Genomic DNA, 24878 nt, shown 5'->3' on the forward strand with positions numbered 1-24878 from the left:
TTATCACCATTTACCCCCATAACCTTTCTCATTAAAGTCACAGACGGGTGCTGCCAGGACGCATATGAACAGAATCAAGAATGAACTGAATGCCCTGATGAACCGGGGCGTAGACCGGCATTTACGCCTTGCCGTAACGGGTTTAAGCCGCAGCGGTAAGACGGCTTTTATCACCGCGATGGTGAATCAATTATTGAGCGTGCATAACGGTGCACGTTTGCCGTTACTTAACGCAGTGCGCGAAGAGCGTCTGCTGGGCGTCAAGCGTGTGCCGCAGCGCGATTTAGGCATTCAGCGTTTTACCTATGATGAAGGACTGGCGCAGCTTTATGGCTCGCCGCCGAGTTGGCCGACGCCGACGCGTGGGGTGAGCGAAATGCGCCTGGCGCTGCGTTATCGCTCAAATGATTCGCTGCTGCGTCACTTTAAAGATACCTCAACGTTGTACCTGGAAATTGTCGATTACCCTGGCGAGTGGCTGTTGGACTTGCCGATGCTGGCGCAAAATTACCTCACCTGGTCGCGCCAGATGACCAGTTTACTGACGGGCGATCGCGGCGAGTGGTCAGCACAGTGGCGTAAATTGTGTGAAGGGTTAGACCCGCTCGCGCCTGCCGATGAAAACCGACTGGCAGAAATATCTGAAGCCTGGACGGATTACCTGCTGCGTTGCAAGCGTGAAGGTTTGCACTTTATCCAGCCGGGGCGTTTTGTTCTGCCCGGTGATATGGCGGGAGCGCCCGCGCTGCAATTCTTCCCGTGGCCGGATGTGGACGCTATCGGCGAGTCAAAACTTGCTCAGGCAGATAAAACCACCAACATCGGTATGCTGCGCACGCGCTTTGATTACTACTGCGACAAAGTGGTGAAGGGGTTCTATAAGAACCATTTCCTTAAATTTGACCGCCAGATTGTGCTGGTGGATTGCCTGCAACCGCTAAACAGCGGGCCTCAGGCATTTAACGACATGCGTCTGGCGCTCACGCAACTGATGCAAAGTTTCCATTACGGCCAGCGCACACTGTTCCGCCGCCTGTTTTCGCCGGTTATCGACAAGCTGTTATTCGCCGCCACCAAGGCGGATCATGTCACCGTCGACCAACACGCCAACATGGTCGCGCTGCTTCAACAACTGGTGCAGGACGCCTGGCAAAATGCCGCGTTCGAAGGTATCGACATGGATTGCATGGGGCTGGCTTCGGTGCAGGCGACGCAAAGCGGTCTGGTCGATGTGCGCGGAGAACAAATCCCGGCGTTACGCGGCAATCGTTTAAGTGATGGCGAGCCGTTAACGGTTTATCCCGGCGAAGTGCCTGCGCGTTTACCGGGCAGCGCATTCTGGGAAAAACAGGGCTTTCAGTTTGAACAGTTCCGCCCACAGGTGATGGATGTGGACAGGCCGATGCCGCACATTCGCATGGACGCGGCGCTGGAGTTTTTAATCGGGGATAAATTGCGATGAACGAACCATTAAAACCGCGTATCGATTTTGCGCAACCGCTGGATGTGGAAAAAGCAGATACCTACAAAGCGCCGCACGCTTTTAGCGAGCCAGAGGCCGAAAAATTTACGCCTGCGCTCAATACTTTAGACGACGTTGAAGACGATGGACAGGCGGAAGCCGTCATTGAAGCGGCGTTGCGCCCGAAACGCAGCCTGTGGCGGCGCATGGTCCAGGTTGGTCTGGGTCTGTTTGGTGTCAGCGTCGTGGCGCAGGGCATCCAATGGACGCACAACGCTTATGTTACGCAGGACTGGATTGCCCTCGGCGGTGGCATCGCTGGCGGGCTGATTATTGCCGCCGGGGTCGGTTCTGTGGCAACAGAGTGGCGGCGTTTATGGCGCTTGCGCCAGCGTGCAGAAGAACGAGATGAAGCCCGTGAATTAATACACAGCCATGGCATGGGTAAGGGGAAAGCCTTCTGTGAAAAGCTGGCTCGCCAGGCCGGGCTGGATCAGGGTCATCCGGCGTTGCAACGCTGGTACGCCGCGATTCACGAAACACAAAACGACCGCGAAGTGGTGGAACTGTATGCCCGGTTAGTTCAGCCGGTGCTGGATAACCAGGCGCGTCGGGAGATTAGCCGTTCTGCCGCTGAATCCACGTTGATGATTGCCGTAAGTCCATTGGCTATGGTGGATATGGCGTTTATTGCCTGGCGAAATTTGCGTCTGATTAACCGTATTGCCACGGTGTATGGCATTGAGTTGGGCTACTACAGCCGTATTCGGCTATTCCGCCTGGTGTTGTTAAACATCGCTTTTGCCGGAGCCAGTGAACTGGTGCGCGAAGTGGGGATGGACTGGATAGGCCAGGACCTCGCCGCAAGGCTTTCAACACGTGCGGCGCAAGGGATTGGAGCCGGTTTACTGACTGCGCGTTTAGGGATTAAAGCGATGGAACTTTGCCGCCCATTGCCGTGGATTGAGAATGATAAGCCGCGTTTAGGTGATTTCCGTAAGCAGTTGCTCGAGCAATTAAAGGAGACAATCAGTAAACGCCCGGCGTAAATCTGCAAGCGCCCTGATGAAAATACTCAATATCGGTCGGCGAGTTCTCAGTTTTTAAGCGTCGGGTTCCTAAAATAGAAGGAATTTTATCCCGAGGGAACCACGAAGTCTGAAAACAAAGCGCGCGTGCTGGAAAGGATCTCGCCGAAGATGAGCGAGATCCTGGCATTTCACCACGCGCACCCGCAACACTCTTCTATCTGCAACGTGATCGGCATTAATTAAACCCTTTCTCCGCAAGCCAAATTCCCGCAGGCCGGAAAAATATCGCTGGCAACAAACTTCCCCTTTGAAATGAGAAGACTTTTTTTGCTGACTCGATTTTCTTCATATTCTTGAGCGGAACTATTTATGTTTCCTCCTGGAATTGATGCGCATCAATAAACCCACTCATGAATCGACGTCTATTTAGGCGCTTAGATTGCATGAAGACAAGTTTATATAAAAGGTAAGAAAAGAATGGAGCGTCCGTTAATTTTGCCTGAAGGTGTGAGTCGTCGTGATTTTATGAAGTTGTGCGCTGCATTGGCCGCGACCATGGGGTTAAGTCAAAAGGCAGCGGCGGAGATGACGGAAGCTATCGTTTCTGCCGAGCGCCCTCCGGTTATCTGGATCGGGGCGCAGGAATGTACCGGTTGTACCGAATCGTTATTACGCTCTACCCATCCCACCCTTGAGAACTTGCTGCTTAATGTGATTTCCCTCGAATACCACGAAGTGCTTTCGGCGGCGTTCGGCCACCAGGCAGAAGAGAACAAACAGCGGGCGACGGAACGCTATAAAGGGCGTTACGTGCTGGTCGTAGACGGTTCGATTCCCCTCAAAGACGGCGGGATCTACTGCATGGTGGCGGGGAAACCGATTGTGGAGCATATCCGCGAAGTGGCGGAGCATGCGGCGGCGGTGATTGCCATCGGTTCCTGTGCGGCCTGGGGCGGCGTTGCGGCAAGCGGCGTTAACCCTACCGGGGCAGTCAGTCTACAAGAGGTTCTGCCTGGTAAGACGGTGATTAATATCCCGGGCTGCCCGCCAAATCCGCATAATTTTTTGGCGACCGTGGCACACATCATTACTTACCAGCGCCCTCCGGCACTCGATACCAAAAACCGACCTCAATTTGCCTACGGGAGGCTGATTCACGAAAACTGCGAGCGCCGCCCGCACTTTGATGCCGGGCGCTTTGCCAAACAGTTTGGCGACGAAGGCCACAGACAGGGATGGTGTCTTTATCATCTCGGCTGCAAAGGGCCGGAAACCTGGGGAAATTGTTCAACACTGGAGTTTTGCGACATCGGCGGCGGTATCTGGCCGGTGGGGATCGGCCACCCTTGTTACGGCTGCAATGAAAAGGGGGTCGGCTTTACCAAAGGTATCTCTCAGTTGGCGAATGTTGAAAACCCTACGCCGCGCAGTGCAAAACCTGAAATCACCAGCCAGGAGGGGGGAAATATCAGCCTGACATCGGTGGGGCTGCTGGGCGGCGTGGTCGGGCTGGTCGCAGGCGTCAGTCTGATGACGGTGAAAGAACTGGGGCGGCAGCATAAGGATCGTCAGGATCCACCCGAGGGGGAGTGAGCCGTGAACAGACGCAATTTTTTAAAACTCGCCTCTGCGGGGGCATTGCTCGCCGGAGGCACCTCTGCGGCACAGGCCGCGGCAGAAAATAAGCCGCCAATCCCAGGCGCGTTGGGGATGCTATATGACTCCACGCTGTGCATCGGCTGCCAGGCCTGTGTCAGCGAGTGCCAGCGCGTCAATCATACGGATGCACCGCACGGTGACACCTATGCTTATGCGGGAACTGAACCCACCTGGTCGAACAATGACAAACTCAGCCCCTACACCAACAACATTATTCAGGTGTGGCGTAGCGGAAAAGGCGAACACAAAGATCGGTTAGCCGACGGTTACGCCTATATCAAAAAACAGTGTATGCACTGTGTGGACCCCAACTGCGTTTCTGTCTGCCCGGTACAGGCGATGCGCAAAGATCCCAAAACCGGCATTGTCCATTACAACCCAGACGTCTGCACCGGCTGCCGTTACTGCATGGTCGGCTGCCCGTTCAATGTGCCGAAATACGATTACGACAACCCGTTCGGCAAAATTCATAAATGCGAGCTGTGCAATCAAAAGGGCGTTGAACGCCTGGATAAAGGTGAGCTTCCAGGCTGCGTTGCGGTGTGTCCCACCGGGGCGGTGATTTTCGGCACCCGTGAAGAACTGCTGGATGAAGCGAAACGTCGACTCAACGGCAAAGCCGGTGAAAACACCCGCTATCCGCGCCAGACGATTGCGCATGACAGCTACGAACATCCCATTGCCCATTACCAGCCGCATATCTACGGCGAAAAAGAGGGCGGCGGCACTCAGGTTTTAGTCCTGGCGGGCGTGCCTTTTGACAAGCTGGGCTTGCCTGAGCTGGCGGATTTGTCGACCGGGGCGCGTTCGGAACATGTCCAGCACTCTCTGTACAAAGGGATGGTGCTGCCGTTTGCCGCACTGGCGGGGATCACGTTTATGGTGCAGCGCAATATGCGCAATGAGCAGCGTAAGGAAAAAGAGGATCAAGACGATGAGTAACACGAAGCCTCTTGGCGGGCGGCTGGTGAGCTGGCCGGTGATGCTGCTGGCTCCTTTTGCCGTCCTTTGCCTGCTGCTGATCGTCAAACGTCTGGTCTTTGGCCTGGGGAATGTCTCTGATTTAAACGGCGGTATCCCATGGGGGATCTGGATTGCCTTTGATCTGCTGGTAGGCACCGGCCTGGCCTGCGGTGGCTGGGCGCTCGCCTGGGCGGTGTATGTCTTCAACCGTGGGCAATATCACCCGCTGGTGCGCCCGGCGTTATTAGCCAGTTTGTTCGGTTATTCCCTCGGCGGTTTGTCTATCACGATTGACGTCGGGCGTTACTGGAACCTGCCGTATTTCTATATACCCGGCCATTTCAATACCAACTCAGTGCTGTTTGAAACCGCCGTCTGCATGACGATTTACATCGGCATTGTGACGCTGGAATTTGCCCCGGCTCTGTTTGAACGCCTCGGCTGGAAGAAGCCGCTGCGCTTGCTGAATAAAGCGATGTTTTTGATTATCGCTCTTGGCGCGTTGCTGCCGTCGATGCACCAGTCGTCGATGGGATCGCTGATGATTGCCGCAGGCTACAAAGTGCATCCGCTGTGGCAAAGCTATGAACTGCTACCGGTATTTTCACTGCTGACCGCCGCTATTCTTGGCTTTTCGATTGTGATTTTCGAAGGCTCACTGGTGCAGGCTGGGCTTCGGGGAAGAGGGGCGAACGAGACGCCGCTGTTTACCCGCCTGACGCGGCTCACTGAGATCTTCTTACTGCTGTTTATCGTTTTACGCGTAGGCGAAATCATCGTGCGCCAAAAAACAGCGTATCTGTGGCATCTCGACCGTTTTGCGTTGTCGTTCTGGGCCGAAATGGCGTTGCTGCTCTTCCCGCTGGTGATTTTCCGCTGGAAGCGCAACCGCAAAGATCCGCGTCTGCTGTTTCTCGGGGCTTTAAGCATGGTGTGCGGCGCGGCCTTCTGGCGGTTGAATTACGCGCTGCTGGCGTACAACCCAGGTAACGGTTACGCCTATTTCCCGACTGCCAGCGAATTGCTGATTTCCATCGGCTTTGTCGCCATTGAAGTGTGTGCCTACATTCTGCTCATCAGACTTTTACCTGTCCTGCCAGAGCAACACCGTCATAGCGAAAATAACGAAACTACACATTCAGGGGAAGTTAATGAGCCAACGCATCACCATTGATCCTGTCACGCGTATTGAGGGACATCTGCGCATCGACTGTGAAATTGAAGAGGGGAAAGTCGTTAAGGCCTGGTCTTCCGGGACGATGTGGCGCGGCATGGAAGAGATTGTCAAAGGCAATGACCCGCGCGATGCCTGGATGATCGTCCAGCGTATTTGCGGGGTTTGTACCACCATTCACGCGCTGGCCTCGGTGCGCGCGGTGGAAAATGCCCTGGGGATGGAGGTGCCGGTCAACGCGCAGTACATTCGCAATATCATTTCAGCGGCGCACAGCATTCACGACCATATCGTGCATTTCTATCAGCTTTCGGCGCTGGATTGGGTTGATGTCACCTCCGCGCTCAAGGCCGATCCACAGAAAGCAGCAGACATGTTACGCGGTTTGTCCCAATGGCCGCTGAACAGCGCTGCCGAATTTCTTGCGGTACAGAACAAAATCAAAGCGCTGGTAGATAGCGGGCAGTTGGGCATTTTTGCCAACGGTTACTGGGGGCATCCGGCGATGACCCTGCCGCCGGAAGTGAACCTGATTGCTGTAGCGCACTATTTACAGGCTCTGGAGTGCCAGCGTGACGCGAACCGCATTGTCGCGGTGCTCGGCGGCAAGACGCCGCACATCCAGAACCTGGCCGTGGGTGGCGTGGCGAACCCGATAAATCTGGACTCCCCAGGCGTGCTAAACCTTGAACGCCTGATGTACCTGAAAAGTTTTATCGACAAACTGGGGGATTTTATCGAGCAGGTTTATCTGGTCGATACGGCAATTATCGCCGCGCACTATCCGCAGTGGCTGACGATGGGTAAGGGCGCGGATTGCTATCTCTGTGTCCCTGAATTGCCAGTCGATCGTAAAAGTGAGCACTATCTGCTGCCGGGCGGTTATCTGGAAAACGGCAAATTCCGGCCGATTGCCACGCAACACGATGCGTATCTACAACAGGGCATTGAGGAAAGTGGCAAACACGCCTGGTATCAGGACGACCAGCCGCTAGCGCCCTGGGAAGGGCTAACGCGACCGAACTACACCGGCTGGCAGGAAAACGGGAAATACTCCTGGGTTAAAGCGCCAACGTTTTATGGTAAAACCGTGGAGATGGGGCCGCTTGCATGGTTGCAGTGTAGTTTGCACGCCGGGCATCAGCCTACGCAGCAGGTGTTTAGCCAATTCACAGGGATGATGAAAACCCTGACCGGAGAAACAATTAAAACCGAACAGCTTGAATCGACGTTAGGGCGCGTGGTCGGGCGTACGGTTCATGCCTGTGTGCTGCATCAAACGCTCAGTCAGCAGTGGCAAGCGCTGGTCACCAATATTGGCACTGGCGACCACGAAACCTTTATTGCACCAAACATTCCCGCCACCGGTGAAATCCGCGGCGTCGGGTTTATCGAGGCACCGCGCGGGGCTTTGTCGCACTGGATAGTTATCAAAGACGGCAAAATCGCAAACTATCAGGCGGTTGTCCCTTCAACGTGGAATGCCGGGCCGCGCAATTTCAACGATGAGCCTGGCCCGTATGAGCGTGCGCTGGTTGGTACACCCGTGAGCGACCCGGCTAAACCGCTGGAAGTGGTGCGAACCATTCATTCGTTCGATCCCTGTATGTCGTGCGCCGTTCACATCGTCGATGCCACGGGCGGCGAAGTGACCCGCGTTAAGGTGTTGTGATGAGTATTCTGGTGTTGGGCATAGGCAATTTACTGTTGGGTGATGAAGCAATAGGCGTGCGAATCGTCGAGGCGCTTGAGCAACGTTATTTACTGCCGCCGCACGTTGAGGTGTTGGATGGCGGCACGTCGGGCATGGACCTGATGGACGTGATGGCTAATCGCGACCATTTGATTGTCGCCGATGCGGTACTCACCGGGGACGAGCCTGGCAGTGTCGTGGTGCTTCGTGATGATGAAATCCCGGCGATGTTTACCCGCAAGGTTTCGCCTCATCAAATCGGGCTTGCCGATGTGCTGATGGCGCTGCGCCTGACCGATGAGTTCCCGGCAAGGCTGACGTTGGTTGGCGTGGTGCCACAGACCCTTGAGCCGGGAATTGCGTTGTCGCCGGTCGTGCGTCAGGCGATTGAACCTGCATTGCAGCAAATTATGGCGGCGTTACATACCGAAGGTGTGCGCATGATTAGTGCGGAGGTGACAGATGTTACCGGGCATTAACGGTTTTACGCACAACCCATCAGCCTCGCTTGAAGAGGCTTTTCAGGCCGTTGCGCAGACGCAAATGCGCCAGTTGCCTTTTTATCGGGCACATATTCCAGTACGAGCCTGCGGTTTTCAGCTGTTCGAGCACCAATGGCTGGGCTGCATGCTGACGCCCTGGATGCTCAGTTTAATGGTGTTGCCTGGGCCTGGTGAGATATGGCCGACACGCGCAATCGGGGAAAAACTGGCGCTTGCACTTCCCTGCGGCAACGTCCGTTTTACCGTCGGGGAAATGGACGGTTGCGGGCAATATCTGGCTTCTTCGCTGATGTCTCCCCTGCAAAAACACAACGCTGCGGACACGATGATCATGCTCGCGGAGCAGACCGCCAGAATGGCGCTGTCATTGCCGGTGGTGGATAGTACTCAGCCTGAAAATCCAGGGCGCAGGGCTTTTTTCCGTATGCCTGCCAGGAGTCCCGAAGGTGCATGAACTCAGCCTCTGTCTCAATATGGTTGAGCTTATCGAGCAGCAAGCGAGGCTGCATGGCGCACAAAAAGTGACGCAGGTGTGGCTGGAGCTTGGCGCGCTCGCCTGCATTGAAGAGCAGGCGCTGCGCTTTAGTTTTGCCAGTGCTACTCGCGGCACGCTGGCAGAAAACAGCGAGCTTCGCCTCAGCCATCTTCCTGCTTTGGCGTGGTGCTGGGATTGTAGTCACAGTGTGCAGATTGAAAAGTACACCAGCCCGTGTCCGTTGTGCGGGGGCCGCAAGCTGAATATTGAGACGGGCGAAAGTCTGCGTATTAAACAGCTGGAAATTGAATAACCACGCAGCGGAGGAATAAGTATGTGTATCGGTGTGCCCGCAAAAATTATTGAGGTAGGCGAGGATTGCCATCATTTCGCCAGCGCCGAGGTGTCGGGCGTAACAGTCAAAATCAATATCTCGCTGGTGTGCGAAGGTTCGCCCCAGGAGTTGGTCGGGCGCTGGGTTTTGCTGCATGTTGGGTTCGCCATGAGCCTGTTGGATGAGCAAGAGGCATTGAACACGCTCGACGTGCTTAAAGCGATGCAGATGGTTTGACAGGCAACGGAAAATAAACATTTAGCCCTTTTTTTTGTGAGTACTTTATGGGCGACTTTACGGCAAAGCGCCTGAATTTCCAGCAGGCTGTCAATATTTGTTGACACAGCGCTTCCCGCAGCATGGGAACTGTCTTATCATCCAGAGGTTAATAGCTATGAGGATGATATTCCCATGCGTCTTGAAGTCTTTTGCGAAGACCGTCTCGGTCTGACTCGAGAATTACTCGATTTACTGGTACTGCGTAGTATCGATTTACGAGGTATCGAAATTGATCCCATTGGGCGAATCTACCTGAATTTTTCTACCCTCGATTTTGACACTTTCAGCAGCCTGATGGCTGAAATTCGTCGTATACCGGGAGTGACGGATGTCCGTACCGTGCCGTGGATGCCTTCCGAGCGCGAACATCGTGCGTTAAGCGCCTTGCTTGAAGCGCTGCCTGAACCCGTGCTGTCGCTGGATATGAAAAGTAAAGTTGAACTGGCGAACCCGGCAAGCTGTGCACTGTTTGGCCAAAACGAAGACAAGTTGCGTAACCATAACGCCGCGAGCCTGGTGAACGGTTTTAACTTTATGCGTTGGCTGGAAAGTGCGCCGACGGAATCTCATACCGAACATGTGGTGATTAACGGGCAGAATTTCCTGATGGAAATCACGCCGGTTCATCTTGATAGCGAAAACGAAGGCGCTACATTAGTCGGCGCGGTGGTGATGCTGCGTTCAACGGTACGCATGGGGCGCCAGCTTCAGAATCTCTCTAATACTGACGTCGGCGCGTTTAGCCAGATTGTCGCGGTCAGCCCGAAAATGCGCCATGTGGTTGATCAGGCACATAAACTGGCATTGCTGAATGCACCGCTGCTGATTGTGGGTGATACCGGAACCGGTAAAGATTTGCTGGCTCATGCTTGCCATCTTGGCAGCCCGCGGGCGCAGAAACCGTATCTGGCGCTCAATTGCGGTTCGATGCCGGATGACGTGGTTGAAAGCGAATTGTTTGGCCATGCACCAGGCGCATACGCCAATGCTGTCGAAGGTAAGAAAGGCTTCTTCGAGCAGGCTAACGGTGGCTCGGTTCTACTGGATGAAATCGGCGAAATGTCGCCGCGTATGCAGACAAAACTGCTGCGTTTCCTCAACGACGGCACATTCCGCCGCGTGGGCGAGGAACATGAAGTTCATGTTGATGTGCGCGTGATTTGTGCGACGCAAAAGAACCTGATTGAAATGGTGCAAAAAGGCGAATTCCGTGAAGATCTCTATTATCGCCTGAACGTCCTCACGCTGAATTTGCCGCCGCTGCGTGACCGCCCGCAAGATATCATGCCGCTGACCGAGCTGTTTGTAGCCCGTTTTGCCGATGAGCAAGGCGTTCCGCGTCCGAAACTGGCCAATGACTTAAGCAACGTGTTAACGCGTTATGGTTGGCCGGGCAACGTGCGTCAGTTAAAGAATGCGATATACCGCGCATTAACCCAACTGGAAGGGTACGAGTTACGTCCGCAAGACATTTTGCTGCCAGATTTTGATACGGCGAGTTTAGTGGTTGGGGAAGAAGCAATGGAAGGGTCGCTGGATGATATTACCAGCCGCTTTGAGCGTTCGGTGCTCACACAGCTTTATCGTACTTATCCAAGTACGCGCAAGCTGGCTAAACGTTTGGGCGTTTCGCACACCGCGATTGCGAACAAATTACGTGAATACGGCCTGAGCCAGCGTAAAACAGAAGAGTAAAATAATGCCCCCGGGTCCGGGGGCATTCACACTTAAGCCTTCAGAGCTTCCAGTGCTGCGGCATAATCTGGCTCATTAGTGATTTCGTTCACTAACTCGCTGAATACCACTTCGTCTTTCTCATTGAGAACCACTACGGCACGAGCCGTCAGGCCTTTCAGTGCGCCTTCAGAAATACCCACACCGTATGCTTGCTGGAACTCTGGGTTACGCAGAGTAGACAGTGTGACAACATTGCTCAGGCCTTCCGCGCCGCAGAAGCGAGATTGTGCAAATGGCAGGTCAGCGGAAACACACAGTACAACGGTGTTATCCATTTCTGTCGCCAGTTGGTTGAATTTGCGCACGGATGCCGCACAAACGCCGGTATCGATGCTTGGGAAAATGTTCAGTACTTTACGTTTTCCATCGAACTGGCTCAGAGTAACGTCAGACAGATCTTTAGCTACCAGTGAGAAAGCTTCAGCTTTGTTGCCAGCTTGTGGGATTTGACCTGCAACCGCTACAGGGTTGCCCTGGAAATGAACGATTTGTGACATGTTTGATTTTCCTTTTTACATATAATTAACGCCGCCGACAGTGTATGTCAGTATTCATCATCTGAATATAAAAAACTGATACTGCAAGTAAAAGTGTTCTCTGGCTATACTCTGGCAAAGATAAAAACAACGACGACAGGCAAAAAATAATGAGAACAGTCAAGGTTTACCAGGAAGCGTGGCCTCTCCATACCCCGTTTGTGATTTCACGTGGTACACGCAGCGAAGCGGTAGTTGTGGTGGTCGAGTTGGAAGAAGACGGCATTAAAGCGGTGGGCGAGTGCACCCCGTATCCGCGCTATGGCGAGAGTGTTGAGTCGGTGCTGGCGCAAATCACCACGGTGATTCCCCAGTTGGAAAAAGGAATGACGCGTGCGCAACTGCAAGATGCACTCGCGGCGGGCGCTGCGCGTAATGCCATTGATAGCGCACTGTGGGATTTAGAAGCCCGACGCAAACAACGGACGCTTTCTCATATTGCTGGGGTCGAACTCCCGGAACTGGTGACCACGGCACAAACTGTCGGTATTGCCGAACCTGAACAAATGGCGGCTGCCGCGAAACTGCTGTGGGATAAAGGCGCGCGCTTGTTAAAGGTTAAAATTGACGACCGACTCATTACCGAGCGGATGGTGGCGATTCGTGCCGCCGTGCCAGAGGCGGTGATTATCGTTGATGCTAACGAAGCCTGGAAAAGTGACGGCCTGGCGGCGCGTTGCCAGTTACTGGCCGATCTGAATGTGGCGATGCTGGAACAGCCACTGCCTGCCGGGCAGGACAGTGCGCTGGCGAATTTCATCCATCCATTGCCTATTTGCGCGGATGAGAGCTGCCATACTCGTGAAAGCCTTGCCGGGCTAAAAGGGCGCTACGAAATGGTGAACGTGAAACTGGATAAAACCGGTGGTTTAACCGAAGCGTTGGCCTTAACGCAGGCCGCTCGTGAAGCAGGATTTGATGTGATGTTGGGCTGTATGTTGTGTACATCGAGAGCTATCGCCGCCGCTTTACCGCTGGCGGCAAAAGTTCGTTTCGCCGATCTGGACGGCCCAACCTGGCTTGCAGTAGACGTTGAACCCGGTTTGCACTTTGAAACCGGGAAACTTTATCCGTAAGAATTTTATTTTTGCCAGTGCAGTAAGCCCATCATGGCATCCAGATACCGCTCACTCGCTTCGTCAGCCGAGATGGGCGGGAATTCTGCGGTAATACAAGGTAGGTCTAAATCGGCACACCAACTGCCAAATGACCCTGGAGTTTCATAGCCCACACTGGTCACTAACGGCAACGCAAACTCTTTCGCAAGCCATGCGCCAAGCGGCGAGTTATCGGGATCTTCAATACAGCCTAGCGGATCGTGGAAAGAGACAATCCATGCAGGTTGTAACGTATGAATCAGCTGACATAACGCAGCGGTTTCTGGCTCAGAACCGGGCTTTTTGCCGGTCGATAACACCACGTCGCGTGCGTCAGCACTGCTGTTCCAGCGATAAACGGTTTCGCCAGATTTCCAGTTTGCCGCCGGGAAATTACGATTTAAGTCCACACCGTTGGCATTAGCGCGTAAACCCAGTTGGCAACCGTCAGGATTCACCGCCAGCACAACGTGATGACGGCGGTGTTCGGGTTCCAGGGTGCGCAGTGCGCAAGACAACGTGACCATGGCCGCATTTTCATCGCCATGCGTGCCTGCAATGATTAAGCCGCTGCGTTGTTCACTCGGTGCGGCCGGGAACCAGATAAGCGGCGCGCCGAACACAGATTTGCCATAACGCTCAGAGCCTTTCGGCAAATGACCGCGTTGTGAACGAGGGCGGTGGGCTGACATAGCATTCCTTAAATCGACTCAGATTTTTAATGCTGATAGTAATAGCAGTGATTTAAAAAAAACTCATCTGAAACAATCTCCTGTCAGACCAGTTCATCCTTTGCGCCGATATTCACAAAAAACCCACCGGGAGGCGATTTTCGTCACGTTATTTATTTTTGTTATTGGCAAAACAGTTGATTGCGTTACATTGTTTGTCTGTCACTGGCGTGAGCGTAGTGCTGGCCCAAACAAAATTATTCATAAGGGTAAAACATGAAAAAGCGTTTTTTGACTACTTGTTGCGCATTAGCCATTGCCAGCCTCTTTTCTAATGCCTGGGCGGCGGATGTCCCTGCTGGCACTAAACTCGCGGCTGACCAAACACTGGTTCGCCATATCAAAGATGAACCGGCTTCTCTTGATCCTGCCAAAGCCGTTGGGTTGCCAGAAATTCAGGTGATCCGTGATTTGTTTGAAGGCCTGGTTAACCAGAACGAGAAAGGGCAGCTCGAACCCGGTGTCGCCACCAAATGGCAAAGCAATGACAACCGCACCTGGACATTTACCCTGCGCGACAACGCGCGCTGGTCTGATGGCTCACCGGTTACCGCACAAGATTTCGTTTATAGCTGGCAGCGTTTGGTTGATCCGAAAAACACCTCGCCATTTGCCTGGTTCGCCGCCCTTGCTGGCATCAACAATGCGCAAGCCATTATTGATGGCAAAATGCCTGCAGATAAACTGGGCGTGATGGCGGTTGATGATAGAACACTGCGCATTAATCTCGATAAGCCCGTACCGTACTTCCCGAATCTCACCGCTAACTTCTCGCTCTATCCGGTACCAAAAGCAGTGGTCGAGAAATTCGGCAATGACTGGACTAAACCTGGCAATTTGGTCGGCAACGGGGCGTATGCGCTGAAAGATCGCATCGTGAATGAAAAACTGGTGGCGGTGCAGAATAAAAATTACTGGGATAACAGCAAAACGGTCATCACCGAGGTGACATTCATTCCTATCAACCAGGAATCTTCGGCCACCAAGCGTTATCTGGCGGGAGACATTGATATCACTGAGTCATTCCCGAAAAACCTCTATCAAAAATTATTGAAAGATATTCCGGGGCAGGTTTATACCCCGCCACAGTTGGGCACCTATTATTACGCCTTTAACACCCAGAAAGGACCGACGGCTGACGCGCGTGTGCGTCTTGCCCTGAGCATGTCGATTGACCGTCATATCATGGCTGAAAAGGTATTGGGTACGGGTGAGAAACCGGCATGGCGCTTTACGCCAGATGTGACGGCGGGCTTTACGCCAGAGCCTTCACCATTTGAGCAAATGAGCCAGGAAGAAGCCAACGCTCAGGCCAAAACACTGCTGCAAGCGGCAGGCTATGGCCCGAACAAACCGCTTAAGTTAACGCTGCTGTATAACACCTCCGAAAACCATCAGAAGATTGCGATTGCTGTGGCATCGATGTGGAAGAAAAATCTTGGTGTGGATGTGAAGCTACAAAACCAGGAATGGAAAACGTACATTGATAGCCGCAACACCGGTAACTTCGATGTAATTCGTGCTTCGTGGGTTGGGGATTACAACGAGCCTTCGACGTTCCTGTCGCTGTTAACTTCAACGCACAGCGGTAATATTTCGCGCTTCAACTCCCCGGAATATGACAAAGTTCTGGAGCAGGCAAGCCAGGAAACAACCGATGCCGCGCGTAATAAAGATTACAATCAGGCGGAAAAAATCCTCCAGGAAAAAGCCCCGATCGCACCGATTTACCAGTACACCAATGGTCGCTTAATCAAGCCATGGCTGAAAGGGTATCCGATTAATAACCCTGAAGATGTTGCTTACAGCCGTACCATGTATATCGTTGCACATTAATTAAAGTTTGATCTTAAAGGCCCTGACTTTTATCAGGGCCTTTTTTGTTTCATCACGAAACAGAAGTGGCGTAACCCCCGACAATAAACCAGGTGATAAACACGATCGCGGCCACGATGATGGCTATTGGGAACAAAACGCCAATTTTCATTTTCTTCTCATTCTTCAGTATGGAAAAGTTGCCACTGGTTCCGGCCCTGTTCTTTGGCCTGATACAGCGCCGCATCAGCTTGCGCAATCAGTCGCGTAGCAGACATGCCCGGCTCCCAAATCGCGATACCGAGACTCATTGTGACGTAGGGTAATACAAGCGATCCGGCATGGGGAATCGCCAGTGCTTTTAAGTTCTGTTGGATGCGCTCTGCCACCTCAATCGCCTGCTGGGCAGAGGTATCAGGAAGCAACATAATAAACTCCTCGCCTCCAAACCGCGCCGCAACATCTTGTGTCGAACGAACCGCATCTTCAAGGCATTTAGCGACTTTTATCAGGCATTCATCACCGGCCTGATGACCGTAATGGTCGTTATATTTTTTGAAGTGATCGACGTCTAACATAATCACTGACAGTGGCGAGTTGCATTGTTCCTCACGTTGCAGCGCTTTATCCAGCAACAGATGGAACACCCGTCGATTGGCAATCCCGGTTAACGGGTCGCGGTTAGCCAGCGTTTGTAACTGCGTTATCAAATCTCTGTTTTCATGCTCACGGCGGACGGCCAGAATAAACCAACCGCACAAAATCCGGCGGCCCGACTCAAACAAGCCTGCCAGCAGGATATACAACAGCGCATTGAGCACCGTGAGGTCGGAAGGATAAACAAAATTACAAATCAGAATCACCACCCAAATGGGCAGGGTGAAACTCAGTAAAACGCGGGTATCAAAATAGAGTGAAATCAGCGCGGTGAAAATCAGCAACGCGGCGAAGGGGAACACAATCCGCGAATCGCCGCTGGCAATGAAGATGTAAAAACAACACACCCAAAGAGCGCTGATGCCCAGTAATGCCCAGTGCAGGCACTTACTCAGCCACTCGGCGTGTTGATCGGGGGCCATTCGCAAAAGGAAAATCACCGACGACGAGATGGCGAGTATCAACCCCATAAGCAGTTCTAGCACGGGATATGATTGGGTGATGCTGGCGATTTGTTTTATCGGCGAAAAGTAGTGTCGGCCTAAAATAAATAAACAGAACAATAAGTTAATCCATAAAAACCAGACGCCACTGATTGTGATTGCGCGTTGCCGCATGACCTTTAGGCGAAAATCTAAATTGGTGTAAGTTCTGCGTACATCTAGCAAACATCATCTCCGTATGCCCTGGTGGCATTGCTGTATCTGAAAAACAACAGAAATGTAACATTTTTTATTGAGCAAATTCAGGAAGTTTGCCTATTTTTCCGAGTTACATAACAAAAGAAGACGGCTAGACTGACAACAGAAATGTGGCAATACGTGGAGAAATGCTTTGGAAACCATTAAAGGGCACGATTTAAAAGTGCCGGACGCCGTATTAGCCTGGCAACTCGATGGCAATGGCGGCGTCAAAACCATCGAAGATAATGACACTATCGATGCTGCACATCCTGGTTGGCTGCATTTAAATTATACCCATTCCGATAGCGCAAACTGGCTGGCGACCACACCTTTACTGCCCAATTATGCACGCGATGCGCTGGCCGGCGAAAGTTTGCGCCCGCGTGTGACGCGCATTGGCGAAGGGACGCTCATCACGTTGCGCTGCATCAACGGTAGTACCGATGAACGCCCAGACCAACTCGTCGCAATGCGGTTATACATCGACGAACGGCTTATTGTCTCAACGCGTCAGCGCCGGGTACTGGCGCTCGATGACGTGGTGAATGACCTCAAAGAGGGCGCAGGTCCGGTCGATACCGGCGGTTGGCTGGTGGATGTTTGCGATGCGCTGACTGACCATGCCAGCGAGTTTATTGAACAGTTGCATGACAAAATTATCGATCTCGAAGATAACTTGCTCGATCAACAAATCCCTCCACGAGGTTTTCTGGCTTTACTGCGTAAACAGCTGATTGTGATGCGCCGTTATATGGCGCCGCAGCGGGATGTCTATGCGCGTCTTTCGAGTGAGCGACTGCCGTGGATGACCGATGATCACCGTCGTCGGATGCAGGATATTTCCGACAGGTTAGGGCGCGGGCTTGATGAAATCGACGCCTGTATTGCGCGTACTGCTGTAATGGCGGATGAAATCGCCCAGGTGATGCAAGAAGCGATGGGGCGTCGCACCTATACCATGTCATTAATGGCGATGGTTTTCTTGCCAAGCACGTTTTTGACGGGGCTATTTGGCGTGAATTTAGGCGGCATTCCAGGCGGAGGCTGGCATTTTGGTTTTAGCTTGTTTTGCATCATGTTGGTGGTTCTTATTGGTGGTGTTGCCTGGTGGTTACATCGCAGTAAATGGCTGTAAAATTTAACATTTTTAACAAAGCGCTTACTAAAAAAGGCTGCGATAATTGAGCCAGGTCAATAACTGGAACGACGGTTCAAGGCACTATCTCTCTCGCAGGTGAATGCAACGTCAAGCGATGGGCGTTGCGCTCCATATTGTCTTACTTCCTTTTTTAGAATTACTGCATAGCACAATTGATTCGTACGAGCCGACTATTAGTCGGCTTTTTTTTGTCTGCGATTTGTTGTCTATGCTTAAAGGGAAGGTACAAAACTGGAGGCCATAATGACTTTTTATCGAAGCTTATTCATGAGCGACCCGACATTCCCGAGCGAACCTACGCCTGTGCCCGATCCAATACCCAGGCCGCAGCCGATACCCGACCCGCCGCTTGATCCCGATCCAAAACCGATTATCGACCCGCCGCCGCACATGTGAAGGTTTCCCTCTCCGTTGCCGGAGAGGGACTGTCTGACTATTTTATTTCGAGGATATCGAGGCGTTGCGCAGGGGATTCACTGTCTTCGTCTTCTGGCTGCCAGCCAACAGGCTGCATAGGCAACTCTTCGCGGTCGAACGCTAAATCGCCACCGTCTACCACTTCCGCACCGTGCTTCAGGCCTTTGAAATCAAACAGCGTGGTATCGCACATATGCGAAGGCACCACATTTTGCATCGCGCTGAACATGGTTTCGATACGGCCAGGATAACGTTTATCCCAGTCGCGCAGCATCTCGCCAATCACCTGGCGCTGGAGGTTTGGCTGCGAACCACAAAGGTTGCACGGAATAATCGGGTATTCACGCGCGATGGCGAAACGCTCAATGTCTTTCTCGCGGCAGTAGGCCAGCGGGCGAATCACAATGTGCTTGCCGTCATCGCTCATCAGTTTTGGTGGCATGCCTTTCATTTTGCCGCCGTAGAACATATTCAGGAACATCGTCTGAAGAATGTCATCGCGATGGTGGCCAAGGGCAATTTTCGTTGCCCCTAACTCGGTGGCGGTGCGATAGAGAATGCCACGGCGCAAACGAGAGCAGAGCGAGCAGGTGGTTTTCCCTTCTGGAATCTTGTCTTTTACGATGCCGTAAGTGTTTTCTTCGACAATTTTGTACTCAACACCAATGCTTTCCAGGTACGCAGGCAGAATGTGCTCAGGGAAACCGGGTTGCTTTTGGTCGAGGTTAACTGCCACCAGGCTGAAATTGATTGGCGCGCTCTGCTGCAAATTACGCAGAATTTCCAGCATGGTGTAGCTGTCTTTGCCACCAGACAGGCAAACCATAATGCGATCGCCTTCTACAATCATGTTGTAATCAGCGATAGCTTCGCCCACGTTACGACGCAGACGTTTCTGTAATTTGTTCAGGTTGTATTGTTCTTTTTTAGTAACTTCTTGTTTATCTTGCATTTAGTTGACGCTCTAACTCGAAAAGGGGCACCGCAGGGGCATAGCCATGCTACATGGCGTGTATGGTACGGATTGCGGCGACGAAAGTCAGCACGAAATGAAGTAAAAAGCGTTTCTCAATGGCGTGGTTTTAATGAGATTAATATAAGTTTGCCCCATTGAAGCCTTATTTATTGCATGGGTAATTTCACTTATGTATTATGCGCCGCCGGCCAATCTTCATAATCTTCATGTGATTATGAAATGAGAGGTCAGGCATGCGTTAAAAACCGCCACTAGCTCATCGGGAAGAGCGGCAACCTCAGTGTTGTAGTACGGGGTTCGAGGCTCCGGTGGCGGACCAAAACAAAATCTCTTTTATCTCACTCTCGCTACACTATTTGCTTCACATAATCCCGTTATGCATCTGGTTTTTCATAGCGCGGCAACTGCGTAATCTCATAGGTACTTGTGCTCAACACGACGCAGCGATCAGGCTCAGGATTGCCGGAATAAAACATGAAGTAGGTCTGTTTCCCCGGGAAGAACACCAGGTCATCTCCATTTTGAAACCGTGTGACACGGAAAGGGACATCATTCTGGGTTTTGTTCTGTCTGACTCCGGAGGCAACCTGAAAGTGTTCGTCCCATTTCATCGTCGTGAGACTATAAGCAAAACGCGAAATCACCATATTTTCACGCATTGAGCATGATAGTCGGGTCGCTGTGGCGGCAAATACAGAAGAATGAACGAGGCCTAAAAAGCTTAATAAAAGAACAAATTTCATGAGACACCTTGTCATCTAATGTAGGTAACAGGAGGGTAACATGAATCGCCATAGAATTTAAATTTGCGCAATTCATATTGTTTAGATGATTTATCTAATGAAATTGAAGGTTCGCGGAACTCAAAACCGGGAGATATATTCGCAGGCTGATATTAATCAGGGGAGGGTTTAACCCGAGTGAGAATTTAGTAAATTGCTTCTAGCTTATCCAGAAAATAAAAAGAGTGGGCTGGTACATCAAGAGCATTAACCAGCAACATTAACCAGGCCAGCACCACAAGAACTAAAACGATAGCGGCGGCTTTGAATCCCTGAATCATAAAAATATTTTATCGTACAATGAGTTAGATTATTTAAAGCCAGTGCATAACACTGGCTATTTAACTTACTTAGAGCAATAAACGCGTGCATCACGTGGGGTGTAAATACCAAACGTGATAAAGCCGAGGAAACCGTCAGCAAATGTCTGCTGAACTTCTGTACGCACCACTTTATCTGCACCGCCACATACCGCCGCCGCATCAACAGTTTTGGTTTGGCCAATACCGCTGACAAAGAAATGATGTGTCGTGGTTTGCTGTGGTTTCTCAGCAATTTCTTTATTAATAGTGAATGTTTGCTGCGCGCAGCCAGATAAAACCAGAGAAGCAACAGCTGCTATCATTAACTTTTTCATAACAATCCCTTTTTTATTTGTAGTAACCGCGCGCAGAATCGCATTGTAATTATTAATAAGAAATCCGACCAGTTATTAGTATGAGAATTATCTCGGCACTGTTTTGGGTTCGTTTATATCGCATCAAATTAGACGATTTGGATTAACCTTTATCGATCAATTGAAAGATTTAATACTGGAGTAATGACAACCAGGGCAAATCAGCTCTTGTCGCAGCGTGCGGCTTGAAATGGCAGCGCTAATTTGCTGGAAACTGCCGCGTTACAGCGACGAATCTGCTAATATGCGCGCCAGACGCTGTCTGACAGCCCATTAATTGAGAGTATAACTGTGACATCTTTTTCTACCCTAAACGTTCTGCCTGCAGAACAACTCGCCAACCTCACCGAACTTGGTTATCACACCATGACGCCTGTTCAGGCGGCTGCATTACCCGCGATTCTGGCTGGGAAAGATGTCCGCGCACAGGCGAAAACCGGCAGTGGTAAAACCGCTGCATTTGGTCTGGGTTTACTGCAACACATTGACGCGAGTCAGTTTATTACTCAGTCGCTGGTATTGTGCCCGACTCGTGAGCTGGCTGATCAGGTGGCAAAAGAATTACGCCGCCTTGCACGCTACATGCCGAATATTAAAGTGCTCACGCTTTGTGGCGGTCAGCCGTTTGGCGCTCAGCGCGATTCGCTGCAACATGCTCCGCATGTGATTGTTGCAACGCCTGGCCGTTTGCTGGATCACCTGAAAAAAGAGACCGTCAAGCTCGATGCCTTGCAAACGCTGGTGCTGGACGAAGCAGACCGCATGCTGGATATGGGATTTGCTGACGCCATTGACGAAGTGATTAGCCATGCGCCGCAAGATCGCCAGACCCTGCTTTTCTCTGCGACCTGGCCGACGGCAATTGCATCAATTAGCTCCCGCGTGCAGCGTTCGCCAGAAACCATCGAAATTGATTCCGTAGATGAATTGCCTTCTGTAGAGCAGCAGTTCTATGAAATCTCCCGCAGTGGCAAAATCAGCCTGTTGCAGAAACTTCTCAGCAAGCATCAACCTGCGTCTTGCGTCGTCTTCTGTAACACCAAGAAAGATTGCCAGGCCGTTTGTGATGCGCTAACCGAAAGCAACCAAAGCGTGCTGGCGCTGCATGGCGACATGGAACAGCGCGATCGCGATCAAACGCTGGTGCGTTTTGCCAACGGCAGTAGCCGCGTGCTGGTCGCAACGGATGTTGCAGCGCGTGGCCTGGACATCAAAGCACTGGAAATGGTGATTAACTACGAACTCTCCTGGGACCCGGAAGTTCACGTTCACCGCATTGGTCGTACCGCTCGTGCTGGCGAAAGTGGCCTGGCAATTAGCCTATGTGCGCCGGAAGAAGCCCAGCGTGCCAGCGTGTTAGCTGAGATGTTGAACTTGTCTCTGAGCTGGCAGCCCGCGCCTACGGCCGGAAGCATCAAACCGCTGGAAGCGACTATGGCGACGTTGTGCATCGACGGCGGCAAAAAAGCGAAAATGCGTCCGGGTGATATTCTCGGTGCGTTGACCGGTGATTTGGGGCTGGATGGCGCAGATATCGGCAAAATTGATGTCCACCCGATGCACGTTTATGTCGCGATCCGTGAGTCTGTGGCGCGTCATGCCTGGAAGCAATTGCAGAGCGGTAAAATTAAAGGCAAATCCGTCAAAGTGCGTTTGCTGAAGTAAGTTTTTAACACCGCTCCCTGCAACATTAGGGCAGGGAGCGGTTAATTCTATTCCTTCGCGACCGCATCCAGTACCCGCACCAACTGCGTGACGAAACCGTACTCGTTATCGTACCAGGCCACGGTTTTAACCAGTTGTAAATCACCCACTTCAGTCACTTCCGTCTGTGTGGCATCAAACACCGAACCAAAATTCGTGCCGACAATATCGGACGACACAATTTCCTCGTCGGTGTAGCCAAACGATTCGTTGCCGTCGGTCGCTTTTTTCAGCGCCGCATTAATCTCCTCGACCGTTACCTTCTTATCAAGAATCGACACTAATTCAGTGACCGAACCGGTCAGCGTTGGCACACGTTGCGCGTGGCCTTTGAGTTTGCCTTGAAGCTCAGGGATCACCAGACCAATGGCTTTTGCCGCGCCGGTTGTATGCGGAATGATATTTTGCGCTGCCGCACGCGAAGCGCGCAGATCTTTGCCTCGCGGGCCATCAACCAGCGATTGCGTGCCGGTGTAAGCATGGATAGTGGTCATGGTGCCGACCTTAATCCCGAAGTTGTCGTGCAACGCTTTTGCCATTGGCGCGAGGCAATTGGTGGTGCAGGAAGCGACAGAAAGAATTTTATCTTCTGGGGTAATCGTGTTGCAGTTGACGTTAAAGACGATGGTTTTCATGTTGCCAGCAGGGGCGGAGATCAGCACTTTCTTCGCTCCGGCATCCAGATGTGCGCTGGCTTTTTCCTCGGAGGTATAGAAACCGGTGCATTCGATGACTATCTCAACGCCGACTTTTCCCCAGGGAATGTTTTTGGCGTCTTTCTCGGCATACACCGCAATTTTCTTGCCGTTCACAATCAACGCGTCGTCGGTGTAATCCACCGAGCCGTTGAAATTGCGGTAACTGGAGTCGTGTTTTAACAAATAAGCCAGCACTTCAGGCGAGGTGAGATCGTTGATAGCAACAATTTCAACTTCACTTTTGGTTTCAAGAACACGGCGTAACACCAGGCGACCTATACGACCAAAGCCATTGATACCGATCTTTTTCATGACGCGGACCTCACTTTTAATCATGGAAAGTAGCTGAATTCTTAATCAACTCTAGTGATAGTCCATAAATGAAGGGGCCGCAAACCCAGGCCTGGCGAGGAAATGTTGCGGTAATTCGCCTGATGTTAATGATTTTCTAAGTATTTGCCGTTATCCTGGAAAAAATCATTGTGACTATGCAGGACACCTTAATGCGCAGCAAATACACCTCGTTACAGATAACACTTCATTGGCTGGTATTTTTATTGATAGTGGGGGCTTATTGCGCCATGGAACTGAAAGGTTTTGCGCCGCGTTCGTATCGGCCCATTTTTAACGCGACCCATGTAACCTGCGGGATCAGCGTCTTTATTTTGATGATTTCGCGCCTGCTGGTGCGAATTAAGTATCGCGCTCCCGCCATCACGCCCAAGCCACACCCCGCGATTACCGGGATGTCGCACCTGGTGCACACGATTATCTATCTGATGTTTATCGTGTTACCGATTCTGGGATTCATGACGGTGTACTTCAAAGGCAGCGACTGGTCGGTGTTGGGGATCCCGATGCCACACGCCGTTGAGCCGGATGAAGACATGGAATTCAACATCAAAAGTTACCACGAACTGCTCGCCAACATCGGCTACTTCGTGATTGGCATTCATGCTTTCGCCGCGTTGTTTCACCATTACGTCTGGAAAGACAACACGCTGCTGCGCATGATGCCTGGCAAAAAAGAGTGATCTCAGGCCACGCCAGGCAAGAAACACGGCAATTGCCACGCCCGTAACGCGGGCTATGCCGGAAAAATGATCGTTCTCGTAAAAAGTAGTGGCGATGGCGACCGAAAAAAGCAGTACCGTCGCCGCATCCGAAAGCAGTGATTTCGCCGTTTCAGAGAATACTAATCGATTGCCTGATTTCGCCCCCGCCAGGCGCATTAAATAAGTGCCGCCGGAAAGCAGCGCGAGGCCCGCTAAAATTTTCATCGTTTCAGTCATTATTTTTTCCTCGCAAAGACACCCAGCAGCGATAACAAAACAGGCATCCCCACGGGCGTGAAGGGAACGGCAAGCAGCGAAATAGTGGCTCCGGTTAAAGAACGCAGTGCGGTAGTGCGGTTTTTAAAGGCGGGGATCACTAACGCCAATAAAATGGTTGGGAATAGCCTTACGCGCCTCGGGCGTTTTCTGCGATAAACCAAACACCACGCTTTCATCATTCATGATGTGGCAACCGATGAAGCTCGACAGGCGAGTGCCGACTAAGTCACGCACCGCAATGCCGAATGGGAAATGGCGAGCGTTCACCAGTAAACCGGCTATGGCGGCAGCAACCAGAGCGGA

At 52.0% G+C, this 24878-nt stretch carries 25 protein-coding genes and 2 pseudogenes; 17 read left to right on the top strand and 10 right to left on the bottom strand.

All coding sequences use genetic code 11. From position 1 onward, the window contains the following. Positions 1 to 64: 64 nt before the first annotated feature. From M2371_RS05105 to tyrR, 11 genes are all read left to right on the top strand, one after another. A complete protein-coding gene (locus tag M2371_RS05105; protein WP_115628489.1) occupies positions 65 to 1462 on the top strand; it encodes a YcjX family protein in 1398 nt (465 codons plus the stop codon). Next, a complete protein-coding gene (locus M2371_RS05110) occupies positions 1459 to 2511 on the top strand; it encodes a YcjF family protein (protein ID WP_259267057.1) in 1053 nt (350 codons plus the stop codon). Before M2371_RS05105 ends, M2371_RS05110 begins: the two co-directional genes overlap by 4 nt. A 459-nt stretch (positions 2512 to 2970) precedes the next feature. Beyond that, positions 2971 to 4086, top strand: a complete 1116-nt coding sequence (gene hybO, locus M2371_RS05115; protein WP_172894119.1) for a hydrogenase 2 small subunit — start codon at positions 2971 to 2973, stop codon at positions 4084 to 4086. 3 nt (positions 4087 to 4089) lie between these two features. Beyond that, complete coding sequence (gene hybA / locus M2371_RS05120) at positions 4090 to 5094, top strand: hydrogenase 2 operon protein HybA (RefSeq protein ID WP_259267058.1); 1005 nt, start codon at positions 4090 to 4092, stop codon at positions 5092 to 5094. Continuing rightward, entirely contained in the window at positions 5087 to 6289 is a 1203-nt protein-coding gene (gene hybB, locus M2371_RS05125; protein ID WP_259267059.1) for a Ni/Fe-hydrogenase cytochrome b subunit, read from the top strand. Before hybA ends, hybB begins: the two co-directional genes overlap by 8 nt. Beyond that, positions 6267 to 7961, top strand: coding sequence for a hydrogenase 2 large subunit (gene hybC / locus M2371_RS05130; RefSeq protein WP_259267060.1), 1695 nt, complete (start codon positions 6267 to 6269; stop codon positions 7959 to 7961). The genes hybB and hybC overlap by 23 nt, the downstream gene beginning before the upstream one ends. Then, complete coding sequence (locus tag M2371_RS05135; protein WP_172894127.1) at positions 7961 to 8461, top strand: HyaD/HybD family hydrogenase maturation endopeptidase; 501 nt, start codon at positions 7961 to 7963, stop codon at positions 8459 to 8461. The genes hybC and M2371_RS05135 overlap by 1 nt, the downstream gene beginning before the upstream one ends. Next, positions 8445 to 8939, top strand: coding sequence for a hydrogenase-2 assembly chaperone (gene hybE, locus M2371_RS05140; RefSeq protein WP_259267061.1), 495 nt, complete (start codon positions 8445 to 8447; stop codon positions 8937 to 8939). Before M2371_RS05135 ends, hybE begins: the two co-directional genes overlap by 17 nt. Continuing rightward, positions 8932 to 9273: a hydrogenase maturation nickel metallochaperone HypA gene (hypA, locus tag M2371_RS05145; protein ID WP_172894131.1), complete on the top strand. Its 342-nt coding sequence runs from the start codon at positions 8932 to 8934 to the stop codon at positions 9271 to 9273. Before hybE ends, hypA begins: the two co-directional genes overlap by 8 nt. A 21-nt stretch (positions 9274 to 9294) precedes the next feature. Then, on the top strand, positions 9295 to 9531 hold the full coding sequence (hybG, locus tag M2371_RS05150; protein WP_259267062.1) for a hydrogenase maturation factor HybG: 237 nt from the start codon (positions 9295 to 9297) through the stop codon (positions 9529 to 9531). A gap of 174 nt (positions 9532 to 9705) precedes the next feature. After that, positions 9706 to 11268: a transcriptional regulator TyrR gene (tyrR, locus tag M2371_RS05155; protein WP_172894133.1), complete on the top strand. Its 1563-nt coding sequence runs from the start codon at positions 9706 to 9708 to the stop codon at positions 11266 to 11268. Between the two features lie 32 nt (positions 11269 to 11300). Here the strand turns inward: tyrR and tpx are convergent, their stop codons facing one another. Beyond that, entirely contained in the window at positions 11301 to 11807 is a 507-nt protein-coding gene (gene tpx, locus M2371_RS05160; protein ID WP_034495560.1) for a thiol peroxidase, read from the bottom strand. Positions 11808 to 11956: 149 nt separating this feature from the next. Here tpx and ycjG point away from each other — a divergent pair, with 149 nt between their 5' ends. Continuing rightward, positions 11957 to 12922 (top strand): L-Ala-D/L-Glu epimerase, encoded by a 966-nt coding sequence (ycjG, locus tag M2371_RS05165; RefSeq protein WP_259267063.1) that lies wholly within the window; start codon positions 11957 to 11959, stop codon positions 12920 to 12922. A gap of 5 nt (positions 12923 to 12927) precedes the next feature. Here ycjG and mpaA read toward each other — a convergent pair whose 3' ends face one another. Continuing rightward, positions 12928 to 13635, bottom strand: coding sequence for a murein tripeptide amidase MpaA (gene mpaA / locus M2371_RS05170; RefSeq protein ID WP_115628514.1), 708 nt, complete (start codon positions 13633 to 13635; stop codon positions 12928 to 12930). Between the two features lie 255 nt (positions 13636 to 13890). Here mpaA and M2371_RS05175 point away from each other — a divergent pair, with 255 nt between their 5' ends. Beyond that, the gene (locus tag M2371_RS05175) at positions 13891 to 15510 is read left to right on the top strand and encodes an ABC transporter substrate-binding protein (protein ID WP_259267064.1); all 1620 of its coding nucleotides are present in this window, start codon (positions 13891 to 13893) and stop codon (positions 15508 to 15510) included. Positions 15511 to 15562: 52 nt separating this feature from the next. Here M2371_RS05175 and M2371_RS05180 read toward each other — a convergent pair whose 3' ends face one another. Together M2371_RS05180 and M2371_RS05185 are read right to left on the bottom strand one after the other, a co-directional pair. Further along, positions 15563 to 15661, bottom strand: coding sequence for a YoaK family small membrane protein (locus tag M2371_RS05180; RefSeq protein WP_034495548.1), 99 nt, complete (start codon positions 15659 to 15661; stop codon positions 15563 to 15565). Positions 15662 to 15668: 7 nt separating this feature from the next. Further along, positions 15669 to 16763 carry a GGDEF domain-containing protein gene (locus tag M2371_RS05185; protein WP_259267065.1) on the bottom strand — a complete coding sequence of 365 codons (1095 nt, stop codon included), beginning with the start codon at positions 16761 to 16763 and terminating at the stop codon, positions 15669 to 15671. Positions 16764 to 16980: 217 nt separating this feature from the next. On the opposite strand from M2371_RS05185, the gene zntB reads away from it, so the two are divergent. Together zntB and M2371_RS05195 are read left to right on the top strand one after the other, a co-directional pair. Continuing rightward, positions 16981 to 17964, top strand: a complete 984-nt coding sequence (zntB, locus tag M2371_RS05190) for a zinc transporter ZntB (protein ID WP_259267066.1) — start codon at positions 16981 to 16983, stop codon at positions 17962 to 17964. Positions 17965 to 18231: 267 nt separating this feature from the next. Then, entirely contained in the window at positions 18232 to 18384 is a 153-nt protein-coding gene (locus tag M2371_RS05195; protein WP_156104874.1) for a hypothetical protein, read from the top strand. Positions 18385 to 18421: 37 nt separating this feature from the next. On the opposite strand, the gene ttcA is transcribed toward M2371_RS05195, so the two are convergent. From ttcA to M2371_RS05210, 3 genes are all read right to left on the bottom strand, one after another. After that, positions 18422 to 19357 (bottom strand): tRNA 2-thiocytidine(32) synthetase TtcA, encoded by a 936-nt coding sequence (gene ttcA, locus M2371_RS05200; protein ID WP_259267067.1) that lies wholly within the window; start codon positions 19355 to 19357, stop codon positions 18422 to 18424. A gap of 398 nt (positions 19358 to 19755) precedes the next feature. Next, positions 19756 to 20124 carry a hypothetical protein gene (locus M2371_RS05205; RefSeq protein WP_259267068.1) on the bottom strand — a complete coding sequence of 123 codons (369 nt, stop codon included), beginning with the start codon at positions 20122 to 20124 and terminating at the stop codon, positions 19756 to 19758. Between the two features lie 385 nt (positions 20125 to 20509). After that, a complete protein-coding gene (locus M2371_RS05210) occupies positions 20510 to 20800 on the bottom strand; it encodes a Bor family protein (protein WP_034495534.1) in 291 nt (96 codons plus the stop codon). 330 nt (positions 20801 to 21130) lie between these two features. Between M2371_RS05210 and dbpA the strand changes: the two genes are divergently transcribed. Continuing rightward, the gene (dbpA, locus tag M2371_RS05215) at positions 21131 to 22504 is read left to right on the top strand and encodes an ATP-dependent RNA helicase DbpA (RefSeq protein WP_034495531.1); all 1374 of its coding nucleotides are present in this window, start codon (positions 21131 to 21133) and stop codon (positions 22502 to 22504) included. A gap of 47 nt (positions 22505 to 22551) precedes the next feature. Here dbpA and gap read toward each other — a convergent pair whose 3' ends face one another. After that, positions 22552 to 23553 (bottom strand): type I glyceraldehyde-3-phosphate dehydrogenase, encoded by a 1002-nt coding sequence (gene gap / locus M2371_RS05220; protein ID WP_172894146.1) that lies wholly within the window; start codon positions 23551 to 23553, stop codon positions 22552 to 22554. Positions 23554 to 23744: 191 nt separating this feature from the next. On the opposite strand from gap, the gene cybB reads away from it, so the two are divergent. After that, a complete protein-coding gene (gene cybB / locus M2371_RS05225) occupies positions 23745 to 24275 on the top strand; it encodes a cytochrome b561 (RefSeq protein ID WP_034495529.1) in 531 nt (176 codons plus the stop codon). A gap of 9 nt (positions 24276 to 24284) precedes the next feature. Here the strand turns inward: cybB and M2371_RS05230 are convergent. Both M2371_RS05230 and M2371_RS05235 read right to left on the bottom strand, forming a co-directional pair. After that, a pseudogene (locus tag M2371_RS05230) lies at positions 24285 to 24533 on the bottom strand (AzlD domain-containing protein); the annotation flags it as partial. Next, a pseudogene (locus M2371_RS05235) lies at positions 24533 to 24869 on the bottom strand (branched-chain amino acid ABC transporter permease); the annotation flags it as partial. The pseudogenes M2371_RS05230 and M2371_RS05235, both read right to left, overlap by 1 nt. Between the last annotated feature and the right edge of the window lie 9 nt (positions 24870 to 24878).

Source organism: Buttiauxella sp. BIGb0471 (assembly GCF_024807715.1).
GTDB lineage: Bacteria > Pseudomonadota > Gammaproteobacteria > Enterobacterales > Enterobacteriaceae > Buttiauxella > Buttiauxella agrestis.